Genomic DNA, 23240 nt, shown 5'->3' on the forward strand with positions numbered 1-23240 from the left:
AAGATTTGGGTATGAAAATTACTAGTTATGAATTTCAAATGAGTTAATCATTGTTTGGGCTAATTCTAAATATTTATTATATCGTTTTTCTTCTGCTGTATAAGTAAGAAAATATGCTTTGCCATTTCTGACTGTGCCAATTTCCATCACTTTCAACTGGCATTGTTCTTCTTGACGAGTATAAGTTAGCTGATAAGCTTTGAACTTTGATAGCGTTGTTGATGGTTGAGAATCATCTGTGATTTTGGAATTTGGGTTAATATTTTTAATTTTTTGCACAGCCAAATTTTTCGATTCTTCTAAAGATAACAATTGCCCAGATAAATCATTTACATCAATTGCGATCGCTACAGGACAAGAATCTGCCTGATTTTGATTTTTAGGAATGAATTTAACTACCTCAGTGTCAAAATTACTGCTCGGCTCAATTGGTTGCCAGTCGTTTGAAGGATATTTAATTTTGATGCCAGACTTAGCCTCATTGTAAGTTTCAAAATTAGGCTGGGGATTAATAATTTTAGATAAAATCCACAAAATTAGAGGAATAATTACGGCTGCTACACCCACACTTAGCCAAAGTTTCCAAGGTTGAGGTTTCGGTGATAGTGTCTTAAGAGCCTGCAATACTTCATTTGCTGACTGGTAACGCTGCCGGTAGTCGTAACGCACCATTTTATCGATGATGTTTGCTAGTTTAGGGCTAACTTGAGTGCGTAGTTTACCGCCGTAGGCATCGCGCCAAACAATTTCCCCTGTTTTTGAATCTGTCGGTAGCCCTCCTGGGTAAGGATTTATCCCCGTTAATGCTTGAATGGCAATAATTCCTACTGCATAAATATCACTGGCGAAAGTAGGTTGACCTTTTGCCTGTTCGCCAGGAATATAACCAGGAGTACCGATAGCAACAGTAAAAGTCGTCTTTCCTTGAGGATTTACAACCTGAGTACTAACTTCTTTAACTGCACCAAAATCAATTAAAACAATTTTGCCATCAGAGCGACGGCGGCGGATATTCGAGGGTTTGAGATCCCGGTGGATTAGGTTCTGTTGATGAACAAAAGCTAAAACTTCTAAAATCTCTTGTAAAAGTTTAATGACTGTAAGTTCGCTCAGTTGTTGACCTGAGATTAATTCTTGAGCTAAATCGTGACCTTCTATATATTCCTGCACTAGATAAAATTCTTGGTTTTCTTGAAAAAATGCCAATAGGCGCGGGATTTGTTCGTGATGTCCTAAGCGTTCTAGCTTTTCGGCTTCGGTGTCAAACAATCTTTTGCCAACTGCTAAAGTATTTGGGTCGCTGGACATTGGTTTAAACTGCTTGACGATACATTGAGGTTTCCCAGGTCGTCCGGTGTCAATGGCTGTGAAAGTAACTCCAAATCCACCTTTGCCAAGTTGTTCTAGAATTTGGTAGCGTCCACCGAGAATTTGACCTATCATCCCAGTCACCAATGTATCCTGCAATTTTTATACCATTTTCTCGGATTGCTAAAGATGCTAATCAGCTGTGTCAGCGTTGAGGTGTAATTTTTGGCTGAGTATTGTTTTATAAATTCTGGAATTGAATCTGCATTTTTACTGATATATTTGAGCATAATTCCGAAAAACAGCAATTTGGCTTTGTAGCTTGCTGCATTAGTGCGTGGGTAAAATTATCCTCTTTTTAGTGAGTGATGCTGATATATGCGGTTGAGATTACTTGCTCAAATGTTATCAAGAGTAGCAACAGCTTCTGTGACTTCGGCTTTGGCTTTGGCGATCGCCGCCAATACCACTGATATCCAGCCGAGTTATGCTAAAGATGCGAAATTCTTTTGCGATCGCGAAGGTAAGATACCAGTTACGAAGGTACGCAGTTCACGCGGCCCAGAAACCTTTATGCGCTGGGTTATCAAAGATTTTATGCGTTCTGGCTTCGACCCAAAGACACGCTGTCGCGCGGTTTCTGCACGTCTTCAACGCTACTATGACAACGGTCAGCTGTTTTTCACCAGTCGTAACAATTTCAACGGCTACCCTGTGATTTGTATTGCCAACAGCAAAGGTGTTCCTTGTACATCAGATAATATTCTCGTCACCCTCAAACGCGGAACAAATGCCCAAGCAACGCTAAAACAAATCCATGATTTTCGTCGTGGCGTTTCTTCTACAGCCATTAATTTGGGTGGTAACAACCAACATCTTTTCTACTTTGATGGTGAATTATACCTCGATGTCAAGGAACTTGTAGACTCCGCCGACAGCGAGAATAACACCCAACTCCCAACTACTCCTAGTTCATCCCCTGTGGAACCACGATTTTAATTTCTATCCGCTGCGGAGTTAATTCAGATGAATTGGCTGTGGCTAAGGCGAAAACTTGGTCAAACAATCTGTGTAGTTGTATGTCTTGGTGGGCTTTTTTTAGTACTGCCAAGACAAAAATTTCTTTTGGGTAACGAAAAACATACCCTATCGCCTGCTCAACTTTCACCAGCACAGGTGCAAAAAATTGCTCAAACCATAACCGTTAAAATCCGGGCAAAAGAATTTATTGGCTCAGGCACATTGATTGAGCGCAATGGCCAAGTTTATACTGTCATCACTAATGCTCACGTACTGCGTTCTGCTGCTCCTCCTTATGAAATTCAAACTCCAGATGGACAAGTTTACAAAGCAGTTGTCACCAAAACGCAACAATTTGACAATACTGATTTAGCAATGTTGCAATTTCGCACTCAGGATGTTTGGTATCCAGTAGCCACTTTGGGAGACTCGTCTGTTTTGCAAATCAATGAGCAAGTTTTTGTGGGAGGATTTATACTCAACTCATCTAGCCAAGAGGGACAGGATAAATTTGTATTTACCAAAGGTCAAGTTTCTCTGTTATTAGATAAAGCTTTAGAAGGAGGATATCAAATTGGCTATACCAATGATGTTCGTAAAGGCATGAGTGGGGCACCATTGCTAAATCTTCGCGGTGAAGTGGTGGGTATCAATGGATGGCGCAAAGACCCTGTATGGGAGACTCCAGAATTGTATCAAGACGGTTCTCAACCAAGTCAAAAGTTACAGGATATAATTACCCGTTCTAGCATGGCTGTGCCAACTAAAATAGCTAACAATCAACACTCAACATCTTAAAAACTATTATTTATTTTGCTCATAAGGATAGATGATGAAGCTTTCTGATGGATTGGCGGTATTGTTTTGTAGTGCAGCAATTGTTATTGTACAACCTCAAATTGCCACAGGATTAACAATAAGTGAAATTAATTCCATTGCCCAAGAGATTACAGTGCGGATTGATGGGGCAAACACTGCTACTGGGGTCATTATTGAGCGTCAAGGCAATACTTACAAAGTTTTGACTAACGCTCATGTAGTACAGCAAGAAGGAAGTTACACAATCCAGACAAATGATGGTCAAAAACATACAATTGACTATAGCCGAGTGAGACTATTACCGCATGTTGATTTGGCAACATTACAGTTTACTAGTAGTCGCAACTACCGCGTTGCTGCACAAAGTAACTCTGACCAAATTATAGAAGGGAAAACTGTCTATGTTGCAGGTTGGGCTGGGCGTTTACCAGGAATTGATGAACGCACCTATCAATTTACTAATGGAACCATTCGCGCTCGGCTGCAAAATCCAGATCAAGGCTACGCTTTGGTCTATAATAACGAAGCGGTTCCTGGGATGAGTGGCAGTCCGATGTTAGACGAAAATGGACGTTTAATAGGAATTAATGGGAGAGCTACGTCGGAAAAGATAACAGGAACTATTTTAAGGTTAGGAATTCCGATTAAAACTTATTCGGATTTTGCCTCAGTTATTCCAGTTTCTCGTACATCGTCTTCAAACAGGGTATTAACTTCACCGACTCCAGTTACCGCTACATCTTCTCCAAACAGAGTATTAACTTCACCAGATATTAATAACATCGCCAAACAAATCACAGTTCGTATTAATGGGACAAACACAGGTTCCGGAGTTATTGTTAAGCAACAAGGTGAAATATACACTGTGTTAACCAACTGGCATGTTGTAGAAAAGACAGGTAACTATCGAATTCAAACACCTGATGGCAAAACTCATCCTTTTCACTCCAAACCAAATCAACCGATATTAGGAGTCGATTTGGCAGTATTGCAATTCAAAAGTTCAGAAACATATGACATAGCAGATATTGGCAATTCTGAGCAAATAAATGAAGGTATGATTATTTATGTTGCTGGTTGGGCAGATCAAGATGCTATTAGTACGAAACGCTATTATCGGTTTCGAGAAGGGCAAATTACTGCACGTCTATCAGGTGGCAAACTAGGTTATAACTTAGTTTATAGCAATGTTACTAAACCAGGAATGAGTGGTGGGCCAGTGCTAGATGAACGCGGACACTTGGTAGGAATTAATGGGCAAGCTTTACCTGATGGAAGAATAGACGCAACAGATTTTTACGGAATTCCAATTAATATTTATAGGACTTACGCACAAGTCAAGGAATAACGAACCATAGAGAGAAGTTGCGTGTGGTGATTCCCCCCTTGAGGAAACTTCGCTAGGCACAGAGGTCACGGAAAAATGAGAGTTTCAGAGATATTTTGCGTCAGTCCTATATTTATTTAAAATTTGCCGCTAATTAATTTATATAGTAAATGATTAAGTTTTATATTGGACTTCCTGCATTCTTAATTGGTGCTGCAATTGTTGTTGTACAACCTCAAATTGCTGTGGGATTAACAGCAACCGAAATTAGTGCGATCGCTACAGAAATTACAGTACGAATTGATGGGGCAAACACTGGTACTGGCATTATTATTGAGCATCAAGGTAACACTTATAAAGTTTTGACTAACGCTCATGTGCTGCATAAAAAAGGAAGTTATACACTTCAAACAAATGATGGTCAAAGATATGCAATTGACTATAGCCAAGTAAGAAAATTGCAAGGTGTTGATTTGGCAATAGTGCAGTTTACTAGTAACAGCAACTACCGCGTTGCTGAACAAGGTAATTCTAACGAAATTACAGCGGGTAAAACAGTGTATGTAGCCGGTTGGGCAGATCCCGGCCCTCAGATTTCAGAACGTAGCTTTCAATTTTTAGCTGGATTAGTATCTAGTCGTTTGCCAAACGCTAAGGATGGTTATACTTTTTCTTATGCTGTGAATGCCTTGCCAGGAATGAGTGGTGGCCCGATACTTGATGAACAAGGAAAAGTTGTTGGCATTAACGGACGTGCTGAAGTTAATCAAATTACTGGAACTGCAAATTTAGTATTGGGAATTCCGATAAATACTTATATCAGGCTTGCTTCAGCACAACCAGCGAAACCGCCACAGTCAAATTCTTCTCAAACACCAAAACCTGCATCAGCGGGTTCTAATTCTACGACAAGCAATTTTGATGTATCTAAAGTAGTTAGTTCCGTGGCAATAAGCCCAGATGGTAAAACTTTAGCTAGTGGTGGTAATGACAAAACTATCAAAATCTGGAACATATCTACAGGAGAAATCATTCACACACTCTCTGGACATTCCAGGCCGGTTGAATCTGTAGCAATAAGCCCAGATGGTAAGACTTTAGCTAGTGGTAGTGGTGACAAAACTATCAAAATCTGGAATATATTCACAGGAAAAGCGATTCGCACTCTCTCTGGACATTCTAACTCGATTGTATCCGTAGCAATTAGCCCAGATGGCAAAACTTTAGCTAGTGGTAGCGATGACAAAACTATCAAAATTTGGGACTTATCCACAGGAAAAGTAATTCGCACCCTCTCTGGACATTCCAAGTCGGTTGAATCTGTAGCAATAAGCCCAGATGGCAAGACTTTAGCTAGTAGTAGTAATGTTGGTTCCTACGGAACTATCAGAATTTGGGATTTATCTACAGGAGAACTGATTCGCACCCTTTCTGGAAATACCGTCGTGGTTAATTCTGTGGCATTTAGCCCAGATGGCAAGACTTTAGCTAGTGGTGGTTTCGGCGAAACTATCGAAATCTCGAACATATCTACAGGAAAACTGATTCGCACCCTTTCTGGAAATACCGTCGTGGTTAATTCTGTGGCATTTAGCCCAGATGGCAAGACTTTAGCTAGTGGTAGTTTAGACGAAACTATCAGAATTTGGGATTTATCTACAGGAGAACTGATTCGTACCCTCTCTGGACATTCCGACTCGGTTAATTCTGTGGTAATAAGCCCAGATGGCAAGACTTTAGCTAGCGGTAGTAAGGATGGCACTATTAAAATTTGGAATCTATCAACTGGTGAACTAATACGTACTTTGTTGCACAACACCTCTAGCAAAGCAATAAAGTAATGATTTACTGGTGGAATAATAAACTAGTTACGTATGCTGATGAGATTATTGGTATCTTGAATAATGCGATCGCATTAAGGCAAAGTCAATAATTTTTGTATGTCAAGCGATCGCATTCTTGAAATTAAAATTGCGATCGCCTCACGGGTTACTTTACTGAACAATAGCAACAATAGTGGAATTCAGAATTAAAACAGTAGAGACGTTGCAATGCAACGTCTCTACAAATTGGAAAATCTCACTCACTATTTAGAACTACTGCGGCGTTCTCATTCCACCGCTGTTGCGGAAGCTCCCTCGGCGGCTGGAGGTATACCCGGTAACTCAAGACAGTATCCAGCACCATACACTGTCTTGATGTAGCGGGGATGGCGGGGATCTGGTTCTAGCTTCGTTCGCAAGTGACGAATATGGACGCGAATCGTTTCAATGTCGTCATCGGGATCGTAGCCCCAAACTTCTCTGAGGATTTCGCTGGGGGAAACTGTTTGTCCGTGGCGTTGCAGCAAGCAGTGAAGTAGCTCGAATTCCAAGTGAGTCAATTTCACTGTCTCGTTGAACCATATCGCCTCAAATCTTTCGGGAACGAGGGTAAGTGAGCCGTAGTTGAGAATTTCGCTGTGTTTTGCTGCTTGGGGAATGCGGTCGGTACGCCGCAAAAGTGCTCGCACCCGCGCTAGCATTTCTTCAACTTCAAAAGGCTTGGTGAGGTAGTCATCTGCGCCAGCGTTAAAGCCTTCTACCTTGTCCTGAGTTTGGCTCAACGCTGTCAACATTAACACGGGAATCTCGGCGGTGCGATCGTCCCGGCGCAGGCGTTGGCAAACTGTAAATCCATCTACTCTCGGCAGCATCAAATCGAGCATGATCAAGTCTGGTTGTAGCTGGAGAGCCAGTGCTTGACCTTTGATGCCGTCTTCAGCTTGACTAACATCGTAGCCAGCCATTTCCAAGTTGACGGCAACTAGTTCTGAAATCGCTGGGTCATCGTCTATGACAAGAATCCTCGGCATTCTTAAAAAATTATTACTACTTATTAAGGATAAATAAGAACCTTTGATAGATACAAAGATTTTTGAATCGTTTCTAAAAAAGATTTTAAATCTTACATAAATATTAAGATTAAATGACGGTGAAATCAAGACTCAAATATTACGAAATCCTATAGTCTATGATGTGTTATACTCCCTCCTACAATCCGTCTTGGTTTTTACAAAACGGTGCGATCGCGACTGTACACACTGCTTTGTGGGGAAGACGTTATTGGGAAACTACAATTGGCGATCCAGAACCGTCTTATCACGAACAAATCTTTATCGGCGGCCAAGGTGTGCCAATTTATGGCTTGGTTGCCATCCCAAAAAATGCTCATAGTACGATTATCGGCACTTATGGGATTACGGGAGAGTTAGAAACACAATGGTATTTGAGGGCGCTAGGACGTAAGGCTTTCGCTCAAGGATATGCTGTGGTGTTATTTGATTGGCGTGCCCATGGCAAAACGGCCGAATTATCGCCGACTCTAACCTCCGATGGCCTTTACGAAGGCGAAGATTATGTTCGCATTGCTGCGGCTGCTAAGGCTATGGGATGTCCGGGAAAATTTTGGTTTACAGGGTTTTCTTTGGGAGGACAATTGGCGCTGTGGGGTGTAAAAGTTGCTGGGGAAGTAATTAAGGAAAATGGAGATTTAGGGTTAGAAGATAGCGATATTGGCGGTGGTATGACGATCTGTCCGAGTTTAGATTCAGAACGATCGCTATCTTATCTAGTTACAAAACCTTTCGGTAGATATATAGAAGCGGGAATTGCACGGGATTTAAAAAAATTGGCGTGGCGACTACACGATTTACATCCCGGAAGCTTCGATCCTGAGGCAATTGAACGGGCAAATAGTATTTGGGGATTTGACAATGAATTGGTAATTAATCGACTAGGTTTTTCTTCCGTAGAAGCATATTACCAAGCTAGTAGTGCTTTAAAAATATTGCCGCAAATCTCAAAACCAACTTTGATTATTTATGCTGCCAATGACCCACTTTTTGACCCGGCTATCATACCGGAATTACAAGTTGCTTGCGATAATAATCCGGCAATAGATTTATTACTCACTCAGTACGGCGGTCATGTTGGCTATTTAAGTAGTAAAGAGTGCCAACGACAATTTAATGACCCTGATATTTGGTGGGCATGGAATCGGATTTTAGAATGGTTGGAGCAAAAACGAACAGAGTAGTAAGCGAGGTAATATTAGACCTCTTGCATAAACTTTTTCTGTTAGTTTTTGAAGTTCAAGATTTACACAAAAATTGCCAAAAAGCTCAAAAATTAAGTACTACCACAATATAGCTGGTATACCAGCAATGACAGAAGCAATACCTGTCCACAGAGTAAAACGCTCAATATCTAGTTCATCCAGAGCAACGCTCATTTGCTTCATTGATGATAGTAGTGCTGTCAGCAGTGCTACAAAAAATGTCAGGTATCCCAAAGTAACGATCATTCATCCTCGCTATCTTTAAAAAACAAGTAGTTATAATAGCTTTTTAACAAGCTTTGGCAAGATTTTTTTGTTCCAGATTTAACAGTTTTTGAGAAAAATTATTTACCAGCGAACAAATATCTAGTTCAGATAGCCAAATCATGGTTTCATAACCAACCCGACCCGTTTCTGGCTCAGGCCCCATAGGCATCTGCACCAAATATTCCCAGTTACCTGACCCAAATCGGTAGTTGTTGATGACGCCTTCCCCACCCATAAAACTTACTATCTGTCCATTGCAAAACTTAGGCTCTACCAAAAAAGTTGCGGACATTATTTGTAGTTCCTTGAAGTAATAGTGTAATAGCTAATGTTCTAGCTAAAAGAAAATTTTCTATTCTCTGTCGAGGGTTTTAACGTATTCTCTTTCAGAGGATTTAACGTTGAATTAAGTACTGTACATCTAGAGTAATAAAATAGGTAGTTAAATTTATAGCAATAAATCAATATTTGAGTTAATAAAAGGAATTCCAGTGATTGTAACTCAGTATTAAGTAGTTCTGTTTACAGCTAGACTTAACATTTGATAACTCTTCTGGTAGATCATAGTAAAATAAGCCTAATTGGATATACAGTAAGGGCGATCGCCTATACAAATGGTGCAAAATATTGCATTTTAGATTTATTTTTTTAAGTAAAATTTTTTGACTATTACTTGTGGCTATAAATTGAAAAATGATTTTCTTTTACCTAACTTTCTATAGACTCACGTTTGTAAAAATATATCGTAAAGTAGATTGAAATTTTTGCCAAAATATAAATAATTTTTATATTTTTTTGAGAAATTTCGTAAAACTTGATGGAAAGATTTAAGTTAGTAAGAGCGCAATATTTCGAGTGGTTTACTTGTAACCCTGCAAACGGCTCGTTGGCAAGAAGCTGTAAACCTGCGAAGCGATCGCGTTGTTCCAGCGCATTAGTATACTAGTGTTGACAATTGTCTTAATTTAACAAACTACTAGAGTACAACTTCCTTGACTGCTCCTACTCATCTTTGGCTACCTGCACCGACAGATTTAACTTTGTTACCAGATGAAATTCATGTCTGGCGTATAAACCTTGACCAACCAGAATCACAGTTAGAAAATTTGAGAAAGACTCTTGCCAGTGACGAAATTACTCGCGCTGAACGATTTCATTTTCCGCAACATCGGCAGCGTTTCATTGCTGGGCGTGGTAGCTTGCGAAGTATATTAGGCCGTTATTTGGGTATTAAACCATCAGAAGTTGAGTTTAATTATCAACAGCGTGGCAAACCAGTATTAGCAGAGAGATTTGCTGACAGTGGACTAGAGTTTAATTTGTCTCACTCCCAAGAATTAGGGTTGTGTGCGGTGAATTGTCAGCGTGAAATTGGTGTAGATCTAGAATATATTCGCCCGGTTTCAGATTTGGAGGCTCTTGCCAAAAGGTTCTTTTTACCGAGAGAATATGAAATGTTGCGATCGCTCTCTTCAAACCAACAGCAAGAAACATTTTTCCGTTACTGGACTTGCAAAGAAGCTTATTTAAAAGCAACCGGCGACGGACTATCACAGTTAGAGGAAGTTGAAGTTTTCCTGACTCCCACACAACCAGCCAAATTACAGATATCCCAAGACTGGAGTCTTTTTGAATTAGCACCTGCTAACAATTATGTTGCTGCGGTTGCGGTGGCGAATTCTGGCTGGAATTTAAAATGTTGGCAGTATTGATATTAGTCATTAGTCATTAGTTATTCTCCTCTGCTCCTCTGCTTCCCCTGCTCCTCTGCCTATTTCTCTTCTTGCATACTTCTAACAATTTTTGTGACCAGTTTTCTAGGTACAAATCTGACGCTTTTTGCTAGTAGTTTATTGATGAAACCGGGAATGACAATGGTTTTGCCTCTCATTAGGGCGCGATAACCGATTTCGGCTACTGTTTGGGCATCCATCATTCTTTTTCTTTTAAGCATTTTAGAGTCTGCCATTCCGGTTTTTTGATGAAAGGCTGATTCTGTGGAACCTGGGCAAAGAACTGTGACAGTGACACCTGTGCCTTCTAATTCGTTGGCGATCGCTTCAGAAAACGATAAGATATAAGCCTTAGTCGCAAAATAAACCGCCATCAAAGGCCCTGGTTGAAAAGCAGCAGCCGAAGCGACGTTTAATATTTTGCCTTCACCTTGCTTAACCATATCCTTGAGAAATAGCTTAGTTAAATGGGTGAGACACACCAAATTTACCTGTAGCATTTCCAATTCAGCAGTTAGGCTGGTTTCATGAAATAAACCATAAGTACCAAATCCAGCATTATTTACCAGCACATCAACCTGAATCTCGGCTTGTTGCAACTCCGTGAAAATCTCATCTGGAGAAGTTGAGATAGATAAATCTTTAACAATAGGTTTGGCAAAATTTCCAAATTTTGACTCGAATTTCTCAGCAACTTCTCTTAGCTTTAGCCCATTTTTATCTACTAAGACAAGATTGTAATCATCAGCTGCGAAAAGATACGCTAATTCGTAGCCAATTCCACTTGCTGCCCCAGTAATAAGAGCAGTTTTTTTGCTCAGTCCTTGGTGTGTTGTGTTCATGTAAGAATATTGGTGGATTCAACTGAATTAAACTGCTTTCCATTGACAGTGGTTCTTGTTCTACAATTAAGTATGCTTAATATCTCAACCTACGAAAAACTTCTTGAGCCAAAATAATTTGTAATTTGCTTTTCAATTACGAATGAAGCGTTGATGTATAAGGGAAAATCTCGATACACCCCTATACATACATATATTGCCATTACTCACAAAAGTGGGCAAATTCAAAATTTGATTATTTACAATAACTATTGTAGACTGTTTTTTTGTCAAGAAGTGAATTTTAAAATTTACATTTGTAAACATAAATAAATAGAGCAATCATCTTGCTACTGATACTGTCCAGATCCTTAGCGATCGATTTACACTCTGTCGGTGCTAGCAGTGCGGCTTAATTTAACTGCATTTTTGCAATTGCTTACAGTGAACCTTTAGCTGAATCGTTTTATTACCAAAATAAATAAAGCAATTCATGAAAATCATATATTTAATTTAGTTTTTACATAATAAAATATGTATAAATTAACAAGTGACTGTACTTGATATAGGCAAGTCTTAAAATTATGTAAATTCTTAAGAAAGCAGTCAAATCCGGACTGAGAATGATTTTAATTTAGACGTGTCTAAATTGATTTTATTAAATACAATGATAGACCGTATCCTTCTTTTAGCTATTTTCATTTTCATCGGAATACCATTAACGATTTTAGGCATTTTCTACAGCTTAAATTATTCAGGTTTCTGTTTCGCAAAGATGCGTTATCTAAGTGATGAAGAAAAGTTACGGATAGCTTTTGATTATAACAATAAAGAGGATACATTACTTGTATCTTTAGGTGGAAAACTAAAATCTTATGAACATATCAAATATGCAAGTTTTGATGAATATATCAAAGAAAATCCAAACTGCTGTTCTATCAATCACGGCGAACTTTACAAGATTGCACAGCCTTCATTTGGTCTACTTCCAGAGTTTTCATTTTTCGATCGTATATCTGGACTTGCTTTTCGCGATTTGACAGTCATAAACTTTAAAGTACGTTATTTAGATGAAAAGGGTAATCAGAGAGTACAACAAGTACGTGTTAGAAATACTTTACGAAACTGTGGTCGTCCAAAATCTATTTGGTTTAAGCGAGATTCCTAATCACAATTTATAGAGGCTATGGCTATGTCTTTAATACAATTTTTTTAGATAAAAGTTCGATTTGGCTGAACTATTTTTTGACGGAATAACTATGTAAATAATTACATATTGAATAATGAATCGCACCTCTTTTTTAACTAATTTCCTTTTAATAGGATTACCATTAACTTATTTAAGCATATACTTTAGCTTAAATTATTCAGGATTCTGCTTTGCAAAGATGCGTTATCTCAGCGATTACGAAAAGCTTAAATCAGCTTTTGATTCTTTAAATAATGCAGAACAATTACGTACTCCAATTGCAGGTAAAATGCAAAATATAGAATTTAGAGATATAGAATTTATTAAGTATAAAAGTTTTGATGAATATATTAAAGAGAACCCTGATTGTTGTACCATTAATCCTCCTGGCGGTGTTGATGCGGCTATACCAGATTCTTTTTTAAATCCTCGTATACTTGGACTTGATTCTGGCGAGGGGATACGTATTAAGTTCAAAGTGCGCTATTTAGATGAAAATGAGTTGCCAAGATCTCAAGAAATCACTGCTGGTATTGTTTTGCAAAACTGTGGTAAAAAAGTAGTTTTCGATTAATAGTTATAGTGTTTACTAATCTGCTAAGGTACTAATTACTCCGCTTTATAAATTGAGTAAACCTCTGCGTAACTTTGCGTTTGACTCTGCGTGCCTCTGCGTTTAAAAACAAAAAGAAAACTTAAAATTTTGGATTTTGAATATTCAATCCAAAATCCAAAATCTAAAATTGCCTATCTTTCTAAGCGAGATTCAAGAAACCGCTTTGAATCAAATAAGCGGTATAAGTCATAAACAATTGAGAATCAATTGTCGGGCAGGCAATAGAACTTCCTGCCAGTGCGTGAAGCGTATCTTGGCAGCTAATATGTGGTCTTCTAGCTTGCAGGTATAAATCAGGAATAGTCAGTTGTTCGTCAGACCAGCGTTCCAGTAAAAATGGTCGCAGAGTATACAAAGGATTGTCTACAGAAGACACATTATTAATTAACTCTGATTGCCATTTTTCGTAGGGAATCATCTCAACTGAATAACCAAAAGAACGTATCCAGTCAACTAAAACTTTCAACGGCGCAGGTTGGGGATGCTGTAAATGGAAAGCCTTACCTACGGATTCTTTCTGGCGTGATAGATAGACAATGGCTTTACTCACATAGTCTACAGGAGACATATCCAACATATATTCTACATCGGGGAAACTTCCCATTTGTAGACAGCCCTTAGCCATCAAATTGATAAAGTCATGAGTGTTACAAATTCCTGTTTGACTATCTCCAGAAATCAGAGGTGGACGATAGATAGTTACAGGAAGTCCTCTGTCGCGGGCGATTTTAACTAACTTTTCAGCTACCCATTTTGTTTGAGAGTAGCCAAGATAAATACCTTCCCAATGACTGAACTCATCCTGTTCTTTGACAACCTTACCAGCATAAACAGGCGATTCAAAAACAGCAACGCTAGAAACGTAATGTACGGGCTTGACTTTAATTTGACAAGCTAATCTTAAAACTTCTTGAGTTCCCAGAACGTTAGCAGCCTTCAATGCCGAGTAGGGATAAACATAATTCAGCAAAGCACCGCTATGATAGATACTATCAATTTTGGCAGCTAAGATTTGAAATTGTTCTAATCCAAGACCTAACAATGGCAAAGATAAATCGCCAACAACAGGAATAATTCGAGAATTATATTCTTCCTGCCAAATTGCATATTGTTGGAGATTATTTTGCAGTTTAGTCTTGCCTGCTTCAGCATTATCAGCACGGACTAAACAATAGATATCCGCCTTAGTTTCCTGTAATAATTCCCGGATGATAAAGGCTCCTAAAAAGCCGGTTCCTCCGGTTAAAAAGATGTTTTTCGGTTCGCCTATAGGTAAATTAGCAGCAGCACCAGGATTAATTGTAGGGTCAAGAACAGCCTCAGCGCCTAAATCTAAAACCAAGGGCGTAGTATTGACGGTAGAAGATGCTGATTTTGTATCTTGAATTGTTGAATCTTCTTGTACTTCTTCAGCTAAACGCTGTGAAAGTGATGCAATATTTGGGTAATGCCATAACAGCAGCGGAGATGGTTGAAATCCGAGCAATTTTTCTAATTTACCTACTAGAATCATTGCTTGGGCAGAATCCAAGCCATAGTTTTCTAAATGTTCTTCGATGTCGATTTCAGCAGTTTCAACACCTAGCAACTCAGCTAAGTTCGATACTAAAAAATGCTGAATATCTGCTGCGGTAAAAGACTGTTTTAAAGTCATTTTTAAATCTCCACTAATGTAGAACGTACTGGTTGATATTGACTGTAATAATTAGAGAGTTGTAGCCCTTGTATTTTCAAACTTTGGATGCGATATAAAAAGGCTGCGCCCGTCATAATTTGGTCAGCAACATCAACTACTCGGCGATTATTTGGGTCAGACAGGTAAGAACCTTTTACCCAGTCGTTGAAGCTACCCATTGCCGGGCCGCACCAAATTTGATAATCGACTTCTCGACCTTTTTCACCAGAATTAGACCAGCGAGAAGATAATCCTAAATACCAGCGGAAAATCAACGCCATTTTTAGCTTAGGATTATTAACAGCTTTGCCCAGTTTTTCAGGGTTTCTTTGGGATAAATAAGCTGCCGTTCCTTCCCAAACTTCAGCAATACTTTTGCGGAAAACTTGTTTTTCTAATTTCTCTCTTTCTGCTAGAGGAATGTCTTCAATTGAGTCATAAGCGCGATAGAGTTCAAATAACTTTTGCGCCCGCATGGGGAACATTGTACCCCGTTTGAGGACTTGCAATTTGACTCCCATTTCAAACATATCTGCGGCTGGTGCCATCATCATATCAGCCATTTCTGCTTGCGCTAGTAATTTCTTGGTATGTTCGCAAGCTCCAGATTCAATGCATGATTGATTAATAGAACCAGTTACTATGTAAGCAGCACCCATCATGAAACCGGCTAATGCTGATTCTGGGGTACCAATTCCACCTGCTACTCCCACTCGAATGGGTATTTGGTAATGATATTGGGCTTGAATTTCGTCGCGCAAAGCAACAATAGAAGGTAGCAAACAAACTAAGGGACGGTTATCTGTATGACCGCCAGAATCAGCTTCGACGGTGATATCATCAGCCATCGGAACTTTTGCGGCGAGAGTTGCTTGTAAGTCTGTAATTAACCCTTGTTGGAGAAGTTCTTTGAGAATTCTGGGTGGTGCCGGTTGCATAAATTTTGTAGCAACTTCTCGGCGAGAAATTTTGGCAATGACTTTATTTCTGATTTCAATTTGATTGGCGTCATTTAATCCCAAACCAGCTACGCGGTAGTAGACAATGTTGGGAGTTAAATCTAGAAATGCAGATGCTTCTACTGTTTTTACCTGATATTTGAGATATAAATCTACAGCACGGCGTTCAATTGCAGGTTCGCTGGGACTGTGAATTAAATTAAATGCGTAAGGGCCTTGGGGTAAGGCTTGTTGAATTTTCTTAATGGCTGCTTCCAAACGGTCTGGACTTAAACCACCAGCACCAAAAGAACTCAAAATTTGCGCTTTTCCGAGTGCAATTACCATTTCTTCTGATGCAATTCCGCCAGCCATTGCACCGGTAGCGTAGGCATATTTGACGCCATGAAAGGAGAGGAAATTGGGATCTCCTAATTGTTGAATTCTGACTGGTGGAACAAATGTTAACAGGTCTACTTGTGCTGTTGTGCCATTTTCAGTGGGGGATAAATATCCCTCGTTGGTGACACCGATTTTTCCGGCAACTTTCACGACGTAGCAAGGTTTATCTAATACCATCAATTTATTTTTGATGGCTTCTTGCTCAAAAGATATAGATTCTAATGAACCTTTCCAAACTTGGTTTTGAGTATGAGACCAAGCAGAAAAATTCAGGCCATTATCGTGTTTACTTAGTACCGTATCTACGGTTGTCACAGCAGTTATCCCTCAAATTATAAGCGTTAACAAAAAAGGGAAAAGGGGAAAGGGAAGTTTTCCCCTATTGAAAGATATTGATGGTTGAAGTTAGGCTGTTATTTTGATTCTTCATCAAGTAAATTTTGGGCGCAAGCTAATTGGAGTTGAATGATTTCACTCATTTGCTTGCTAAATTCTTGTCTAGCTTCTAGAAAGGCTGTGTGTGCTTTAGTTATCTTTGAATTGTTAGCGTTGAGTTTTTGATACTGAGACTTATTTAAATCAGACATCTGGATGATTTTACGAAGTTTTCGGGTAGTGGTTGGAGGAGAAAAGCTAGGTTGACTAGTTGTCTGTTCAATTGCAGTTGACTCAGAAGATTTTACTTCTTCTTTAAATTCAAAACCGTTATTAATGATATCTTTCACTGCAACTTTTTCAGACTGGATATGAGAGTGGGGAATGTTATCACAATTACTTGTTTCAGAGAATATTGTGCTGCGAATTTCTAATGAAGAGTCAGGTAAAATTTGAGGTTGTTTTTTGGGGCGATCGCCTTTACATTTTTCAACTAAATCTCCAAATCTTTGGCGGTTATCTTCAGTCAAAATGCTATCAGTAATTGATTGTCCACCCAAGGTTACAGTTCTCAGAGTTGCTTTATTTTGATTGGTAGTTTGGGCAACATTATACAGTGGTGATAAATCAACATCCACCTGATGACTAACGAGTTTTGCCAGTGCTTTGACAAAAGCAGTATGGTCATCCATACCTCTACGATTTAGAGATACTGTAATGTGTTCTTTACCTTGAAGGATTTTATCAATCCAGCGAGAACAGACATTACCAGCACCAGCTTCAATGAATATTTTGGCACCATCATTGTAGAGGCAATTAACTAACCTGGGAAAGTCTAATTGTTGAGAAAGACCTGTAGCAATACTACGAGCAATTTCGCCACTTTCTAGTTTAATTGGTTGGTATTCAGCAGCAGAATAAAATACAACGCCAGGAATATTTTGTGATGGTAAAGTGTTTAATTTCACCAATTCATCATATTCGGAACGCATCGTTTCGCTGTGAATCACATGGTCGAATGGAGCCGGAAAAGCATTACAGCCTAAGGCTTTGATGACTCGCTGACAGGCTGCTGGTTCGCCAGCAATTAATACTTCTTCCGGTGTATTAATCTGAGTTAAGTAAACGCGCTGTTCATTTTTTAGACAATCCCTTACTTGGTCGGGGCTAGCCATTAAAACATAGTTACCCCAAAAATTATTGTCGGAAGCTGAGGAAATTTTTGGTAGTCCCCAATACTCACGCACGGCATTTTTTGGCCCGGATAATCTATCGCCAAACAAAGCTGATGAGTTGAAGCTACTACTACCTTCATAAAAATTGCTCCAAACTCCCTGAGCGACCATCATGCTTGTTTCGCCCAAGCTATACCCAAAAACATATTTAGGTTTAACTTGAAAATCATCACGAATAATCGTAGTCAGTAATCTGGTGCAAAACATTTCGGCTTCAAACATTGCTAGAGAATCATCTAGCAATTTCTTTTCTAGTGTTTCTAGTTCCCTAGTAGTGAATTTTTTCAAACTTCTGGGAAAAACTAGCGGTTCGACATCAGCAGCACGTTTGTAAATACTTTTAACCATTAAGTCGTTGTAGACTCTGGGAAATAACCGAAATAGCGTGCGACCGATACCAAGATAAGAATTGACGGCTGCCGGATAAATGTAAGCAATTTCACCTTGTTTACCCAGTGGTTTAGATGTGAAATAACTACCTACAGGAGTTTGCCAATCTGTTCCGCGTTCAAAAGCATTATTTACACCTTTACGCGCAGATTCAATTTCTTTGAGTAATTCTTTTTGGTTGCGTCCTGTAATTGCTAGGACATATTTTGCCGCCGATTGTTTTTGAAAGTTCTCAAAATATTGGCTGGCAGTTGCTTTTAAAGAAGCGGAATTTTCAACAGCTTTTTGCAAATTATCTAAAGCCGCAAATAAACTCGAACTATCATCAGCCGGGATGGGGAAAAGACAAAAAGGTTTTTCTTGTAAATATCGGCTGGTGCGTTCTTCTTGGCTACCTTCTTCTGATAAAATGACATGGGCAAAACTACCATCACAGCCAATACTATTAAGTGCCGAAACTCTGGATTTAGCGTTTTTCCCTAAAAACCAAGGTCTTGATTCTGTAGCCACATAGAAAGGACTACCTTGCCATACTTGCGGCGTTTTCACGCCAGACCAGTTGGGAGTACCGGGTATGTATCTGTGATACAGACAAAGAGCGTTTTTAATCAGGCTGGCAATTCCCGAAGCCACGTATGTGTGACCGATATTTGCTTTGACGCTGCCAATTGCACAGTGCAACCCATCTCCCACTGGCGGATAAGCTTGCAGTAAACCTGTGATTTCGGCTGCATCTTCTTGGGGAATACCACTACCGCAAACTTCCAGATAGTTCACCTCTGTGGGTTCGATACCTGCAATCTCGAAAGCTTGTTTGCAGACTTGGCTGATGGTTTCGCCATCAACAACGGTGGAATAGGCTTGTCCAATGCTAACAGCGTCAATAACTGCATAGATGCGTTCCGCATTTTCTAGGGCGGTGTCATGACGTTTGAGAACAACTGCACCCGCACCTTCGCCAACTGTCCAGCCGTCTGCGTTTTGGTCGTAACTCAAGGTATTGATACCCGTATTCACCTTAGCCATTTGGCTTCGCAGTAAGACGTTTTCGACGCCGCCAGCCAAGTCAACGGCACCAACAACTACAGCTTCAACTTCTCCAGCAGCTAGTAGCATTTGTGCTACTTCTAAAGCTTTGAGGGCAGAATTTTCGCCAGCTGTCATCGTAAATGCTGGCCCGGTGAAATTCCACAAAGCGGAAATGCGACTGGCCATAATGTTGGCGATGTGGCTGACATATTCGCCAATTTCTACGGGGTGATGGAGGCTATCTTTGACGATGGTTTCGAGTTGAGTTTGCTGTTCGTTGGGTAAAGAGATTTCTTGAGTGAGTAAGCCTTCTTTAACTTGCCAAGGTAAATTCCACCTTTGCTGTAACTGATGTACAGATAACTCTGTTTCGGCGGCAATGATAACTGCGACGTTGCTACCTTCTGGGATTTTCGCATCTTTTAAGGCGCGATCGCTCACTTTCAGAAGTAACAATTGTTGTGGATTTAATTTATCTGCTTCATTCGGTGGAATTTTGCACGAAAAAGTATCAATTTCAAAGTCTTGAATGTATGCTCCTACTGGTGCTTTACCATCTGGTAAACCGTATTCTTTGAGTAAATTTTCTTGGTTTTCTATACCATGCCATCTTTGCGGCGGTAACGAAACAAAATGCTGAGTGCCATCGTAAACCGAACGTTCAAAAGCATCTAAACTGTTACAGTTGCCGAAGAAGGCATCCATGCCGACAATAGCAAGTTTTACAGGTGAAACAGGTTCGCTTGAATTGTCTAATTCGGTTGTCGTTCCTTGTTCTAAAATCAGATGAGAATTAGTACCGCCAAAACCAAAAGCGCTGATAGCAGCCCGTTTTATTGCAGCGTTATTATTAGGCCATGCTGTAGCGGTTTTAACAATTTTGTCGGGGGAAATTGTATTATTTTCAGTAGCGATCGGTTCATTAACATTCAAAGTCGGTGGAATCACACCGTTGGACATACTCAAGATTACTTTGGTCAAGCCAACCATACCAGCGGCGGTTAATAAATGACCGGTATTTGCTTTAGCAGAACCTATCAATGGTGCGGCTTGATGTTGACCAAAGAATGTTTCGATAGAATTGAATTCTGTTGTATCTCCTAATAATGTGCCGGTAGCATGACATTCTAAATAATCGATGCTTTGAGGATTAATTTTTGCCTCGTTATAAGCCCTCTCAAAAGCGAGAATTTGTCCTTTGGGATTGGGGCTGAGTAGATGCTTTCCTTTACCATCATTGGAGAGTCCATTACCGCAGATGGTAGCGAGAATTTTATCGCCGTCTCTGACAGCATCGGAATATCTCTTGAGCATCACCATCCCAATACCATCGGCGGGAATTAGACCTCTGGATGATTTATCTAAAGGACGGCTCATACCGTTTTCTGGAAAGCCTTGAACGCCAGAAAATAACATCCGCACAAATAGGGAATCTGCACTGCTGATGGCTCCAGCTAACATCACATCGGCTTTGTGCGATCGCAAATAATGAGACGCCAGTTTAATGGCATAAAATGATGAGGAACAAGCAGCATCGAGACATAAGTTAATGCGGGATAATGATAAGGCTTGAGCGATTATTGCTGCTGGTAAGCCGGAAATCATCGCATTATATAATGATACTTGGTTGGCGGTTGGTAGAGTGGGTAAATCTAAATCTGGAAGTTGTAAAAGTTCTTTGAGAGCAGGTGTAATGGTTTTTTGGTAGATGGGAGAAAATAGTTGGTTGGAAAGTTTTGTGGGGAATGAAAGGTTTCCTAAAATTACACCACATTTTGAGAGAACGGTTTGATTGCTCCAATAACCGCTTTGCATAATTGCTTGTTTAGCGGCGTACAATGACCATTTGAAGGTGTTATCTAAACTCGCAAGTAATTCTGGTGGGAGGTTGTAGCCGGATGGGTCAAATTCAAAGTTGCGGATGTATCCACCTTTGAGGGAATATGTTTTATCTGGTGTACCTTTTAGTGGATGGTGGAAGATTTCTGGGTCTACTCCAAATTCTTGGATGGTTGCTGATGAGGTAGACTCTTTTTTATTGATGATATTTTGCCAGAATTCTTCGGGGTTTTTGGCGTCGGGGAATAGACATGACAATGCGATAATGGCGATTTTTTCCATTATTTTTATCCTCAAGGTTTGGGTATTAGGCTACGGATAACGAGCGGACGGGAGGATTTACGCTGTTCCCCAAACTTGAAAGGCTCACGCAGAGGCGCAGAGGCGCGGAGGAGGAGAGGAGTTTTAGCTTCTGAGGAGTTTCATTGACCAAATGATTGCTCTGGCTCCGAGGAGGCGCGAGTAGATTTGGCCTTGTTGGTTGTGGATGATGATGTCGGCGGTTGCGCTACTGGGGGTTTTGGATTTGACTTCGCAGGAAACGTAGAAGGGTTCGTTTTGTGGTGTGGTTGCAAATTGTTCGTATTTTGCGACTTGTCCGGGTAAGCAACCTTCTTGATGAAAATGTTGTGTCCAAACCCAGAGTGCGTGCATACTTAGGTCAGTTGTATATGGATTGACCCATTGGACTGGAAATTGTCCTTGTTGTTTCTGTGAAATTCCTTCCCACAGGCATTGTGTAGTAATTTTTTCTGGGGTGATGTTTAAAACTTTTTGGATTTCTTGAAAAGCTTTGCCGTGAAATAATGTAGCTTCTCCATTTTGATAAAAAGATTTACCAGTGAGAGTGATGATATTATCCTCTTCTAGATTAACTGCATCGTAAGTTGGGGCTGTGGGTATTTCTAGTAATAGTTGGATTTGGGCGCTGAAATGATAAAATGTTTTGCCAGCCGGATTTTTACTCGATATTTTCGTGTTGAATGTAATCTGTTGTCCATTGGTTTTAGAAATTTCTTCAACGTCTACAATATATTCATTTGCTAGGCTTTCGTTAAAAGTAATTCCTTTCAAAATTTTGAAGTCTTGAGCCGCGAAAAATCTATATCCAGGATAAAGTTGTTCGCAATAATCAATCATCCAAGAGAGAGCGCATGTAGCAGGTAATACTGGAGAACCAGCTATTACATGATCCAATAAAAATGGATTTTCTTCTAATGTCATGCAGCGGCGCAGACGATAGCTGCGGAGTTCGGAATCTAACTCTCTAGCTAAGGGTACTAGGGGGCTACCAATGACGACTTGTGTATTGTCTTGATAGGCGGGATGCAATTCGTTGACTAACATTTTTGTCCCAGCTTCTACGGGAATTACTTCAACTCCTCGTTCAGCAAAAGCTTTTTTGAGTTCTGGCGACACCATCCCGCTGTCCCAAGCTCCCCAGTTAATTGCTACTACATGGCATGAGGGATATTGTTGTTTGAAAATATGTGCTGATTTATTGAGGATTTCATTGGCGATCGCATAATCCGATTGACCAATGTTTCCGTAAAATCCTGTTACTGAAGAAAACAAAACTAAATGCTGAAGTTGATTAGGATTGATACAACCCAGTAGGTTTTCTAATCCCTTAACTTTGGCAGTATAAACTTTTTCAAAATCCTCTTCTGTTTTCTTTTCAATTAATTTGTCAGCTAAATTTCCTGCGCCATGTATAATGCCTGTAATCGACCCCAAACGTTGCACGGCATTAGCCAATTTTTCTTGTAAAGCCTCTGTATCTGTAACATCAACGCTAATATATTCGGCTTTAGCTCCTGCTTTTTCAATTGCTGCGAGGGTCTTTTTAATTTCCCGGCTGGAGGCAATTTTGTTATATATTTTTTGCACATTCATGGGTGTGGGTTTCTCTCCTTGGGCAAGGAGATTTTCCATGATGCGTTTTTTCAATGCTGATTCTTCACAACCTTGAGCAAAATCTGGCTCGGTTTCTAATAGTTCGGAGCGACCGAGAAGGATGAATTTACAGGGTTGTTGCTGGGCTAATTTGATAGTACACTCAGCCGTAATCCCTTTTGCACCGCCGCTAACGACAAAAACAGATGATGGACTAAGCTGGGCTGTTTGGATCATAAATCCTCGTAAAAAAATGTATAAAT

Annotated in this window: 17 protein-coding genes; 8 read left to right on the plus strand and 9 right to left on the minus strand. The window is 39.8% G+C overall.

What is annotated here, in order from left to right; all coding sequences use genetic code 11:
* Positions 1-21 precede the first annotated feature (21 nt).
* Positions 22-1443 (minus strand): protein kinase domain-containing protein, encoded by a 1422-nt coding sequence (locus NSTC745_RS06105; protein ID WP_445636349.1) that lies wholly within the window; start codon positions 1441-1443, stop codon positions 22-24.
* A 243-nt stretch (positions 1444-1686) separates the two neighbouring features.
* Here NSTC745_RS06105 and NSTC745_RS06110 point away from each other — a divergent pair, with 243 nt between their 5' ends.
* The 4 genes from NSTC745_RS06110 to NSTC745_RS06125 all read left to right on the plus strand — a co-directional run bounded on the left by NSTC745_RS06110 (position 1687) and on the right by NSTC745_RS06125 (position 6315).
* Entirely contained in the window at positions 1687-2307 is a 621-nt protein-coding gene (locus NSTC745_RS06110; protein WP_445636350.1) for a COP23 domain-containing protein, read from the plus strand.
* A gap of 27 nt (positions 2308-2334) precedes the next feature.
* Entirely contained in the window at positions 2335-3126 is a 792-nt protein-coding gene (locus tag NSTC745_RS06115) for a S1 family peptidase (RefSeq protein ID WP_445636351.1), read from the plus strand.
* Positions 3127-3157: 31 nt separating this feature from the next.
* Positions 3158-4495 carry a S1 family peptidase gene (locus NSTC745_RS06120; protein WP_445636352.1) on the plus strand — a complete coding sequence of 446 codons (1338 nt, stop codon included), beginning with the start codon at positions 3158-3160 and terminating at the stop codon, positions 4493-4495.
* 149 nt (positions 4496-4644) lie between these two features.
* Positions 4645-6315 (plus strand): WD40 domain-containing protein, encoded by a 1671-nt coding sequence (locus NSTC745_RS06125; RefSeq protein ID WP_445636353.1) that lies wholly within the window; start codon positions 4645-4647, stop codon positions 6313-6315.
* A gap of 269 nt (positions 6316-6584) precedes the next feature.
* Here NSTC745_RS06125 and NSTC745_RS06130 read toward each other — a convergent pair whose 3' ends face one another.
* Positions 6585-7328 carry a response regulator transcription factor gene (locus NSTC745_RS06130; RefSeq protein WP_445636354.1) on the minus strand — a complete coding sequence of 248 codons (744 nt, stop codon included), beginning with the start codon at positions 7326-7328 and terminating at the stop codon, positions 6585-6587.
* Between the two features lie 158 nt (positions 7329-7486).
* On the opposite strand from NSTC745_RS06130, the gene NSTC745_RS06135 reads away from it, so the two are divergent.
* Positions 7487-8551 (plus strand): YheT family hydrolase, encoded by a 1065-nt coding sequence (locus NSTC745_RS06135; RefSeq protein WP_445636355.1) that lies wholly within the window; start codon positions 7487-7489, stop codon positions 8549-8551.
* 99 nt (positions 8552-8650) lie between these two features.
* Here the strand turns inward: NSTC745_RS06135 and NSTC745_RS06140 are convergent, their stop codons facing one another.
* Both NSTC745_RS06140 and NSTC745_RS06145 read right to left on the minus strand, forming a co-directional pair.
* Positions 8651-8818 (minus strand): hypothetical protein, encoded by a 168-nt coding sequence (locus NSTC745_RS06140; protein ID WP_445636356.1) that lies wholly within the window; start codon positions 8816-8818, stop codon positions 8651-8653.
* Positions 8819-8861: 43 nt separating this feature from the next.
* The gene (locus NSTC745_RS06145) at positions 8862-9131 is read right to left on the minus strand and encodes a hypothetical protein (RefSeq protein ID WP_445636357.1); all 270 of its coding nucleotides are present in this window, start codon (positions 9129-9131) and stop codon (positions 8862-8864) included.
* 700 nt (positions 9132-9831) lie between these two features.
* Here NSTC745_RS06145 and hetI point away from each other — a divergent pair.
* Positions 9832-10551 (plus strand): 4'-phosphopantetheinyl transferase HetI, encoded by a 720-nt coding sequence (hetI, locus tag NSTC745_RS06150; protein ID WP_445636358.1) that lies wholly within the window; start codon positions 9832-9834, stop codon positions 10549-10551.
* Positions 10552-10610: 59 nt separating this feature from the next.
* Here the strand turns inward: hetI and NSTC745_RS06155 are convergent, their stop codons facing one another.
* The gene (locus NSTC745_RS06155) at positions 10611-11414 is read right to left on the minus strand and encodes an SDR family NAD(P)-dependent oxidoreductase (protein ID WP_445636359.1); all 804 of its coding nucleotides are present in this window, start codon (positions 11412-11414) and stop codon (positions 10611-10613) included.
* A gap of 619 nt (positions 11415-12033) precedes the next feature.
* On the opposite strand from NSTC745_RS06155, the gene NSTC745_RS06160 reads away from it, so the two are divergent.
* Together NSTC745_RS06160 and NSTC745_RS06165 are read left to right on the plus strand one after the other, a co-directional pair.
* Entirely contained in the window at positions 12034-12561 is a 528-nt protein-coding gene (locus tag NSTC745_RS06160) for a hypothetical protein (protein WP_445636360.1), read from the plus strand.
* Positions 12562-12676: 115 nt separating this feature from the next.
* Positions 12677-13156 (plus strand): hypothetical protein, encoded by a 480-nt coding sequence (locus NSTC745_RS06165; protein WP_445636361.1) that lies wholly within the window; start codon positions 12677-12679, stop codon positions 13154-13156.
* Between the two features lie 181 nt (positions 13157-13337).
* Here the strand turns inward: NSTC745_RS06165 and NSTC745_RS06170 are convergent, their stop codons facing one another.
* The 4 genes from NSTC745_RS06170 to NSTC745_RS06185 all read right to left on the minus strand — a co-directional run bounded on the left by NSTC745_RS06170 (position 13338) and on the right by NSTC745_RS06185 (position 23214).
* Complete coding sequence (locus tag NSTC745_RS06170) at positions 13338-14852, minus strand: thioester reductase domain-containing protein (RefSeq protein WP_445636362.1); 1515 nt, start codon at positions 14850-14852, stop codon at positions 13338-13340.
* Between the two features lie 2 nt (positions 14853-14854).
* On the minus strand, positions 14855-16528 hold the full coding sequence (locus NSTC745_RS06175) for a PfaD family polyunsaturated fatty acid/polyketide biosynthesis protein (protein WP_445636363.1): 1674 nt from the start codon (positions 16526-16528) through the stop codon (positions 14855-14857).
* A 98-nt stretch (positions 16529-16626) separates the two neighbouring features.
* Entirely contained in the window at positions 16627-21363 is a 4737-nt protein-coding gene (locus NSTC745_RS06180; protein ID WP_445636364.1) for a PfaB family protein, read from the minus strand.
* Positions 21364-21486: 123 nt separating this feature from the next.
* Positions 21487-23214, minus strand: a complete 1728-nt coding sequence (locus NSTC745_RS06185) for an SDR family NAD(P)-dependent oxidoreductase (RefSeq protein WP_445636365.1) — start codon at positions 23212-23214, stop codon at positions 21487-21489.
* Positions 23215-23240 lie beyond the last annotated feature (26 nt).

Source organism: Nostoc sp. DSM 114161 (assembly GCF_052692665.1).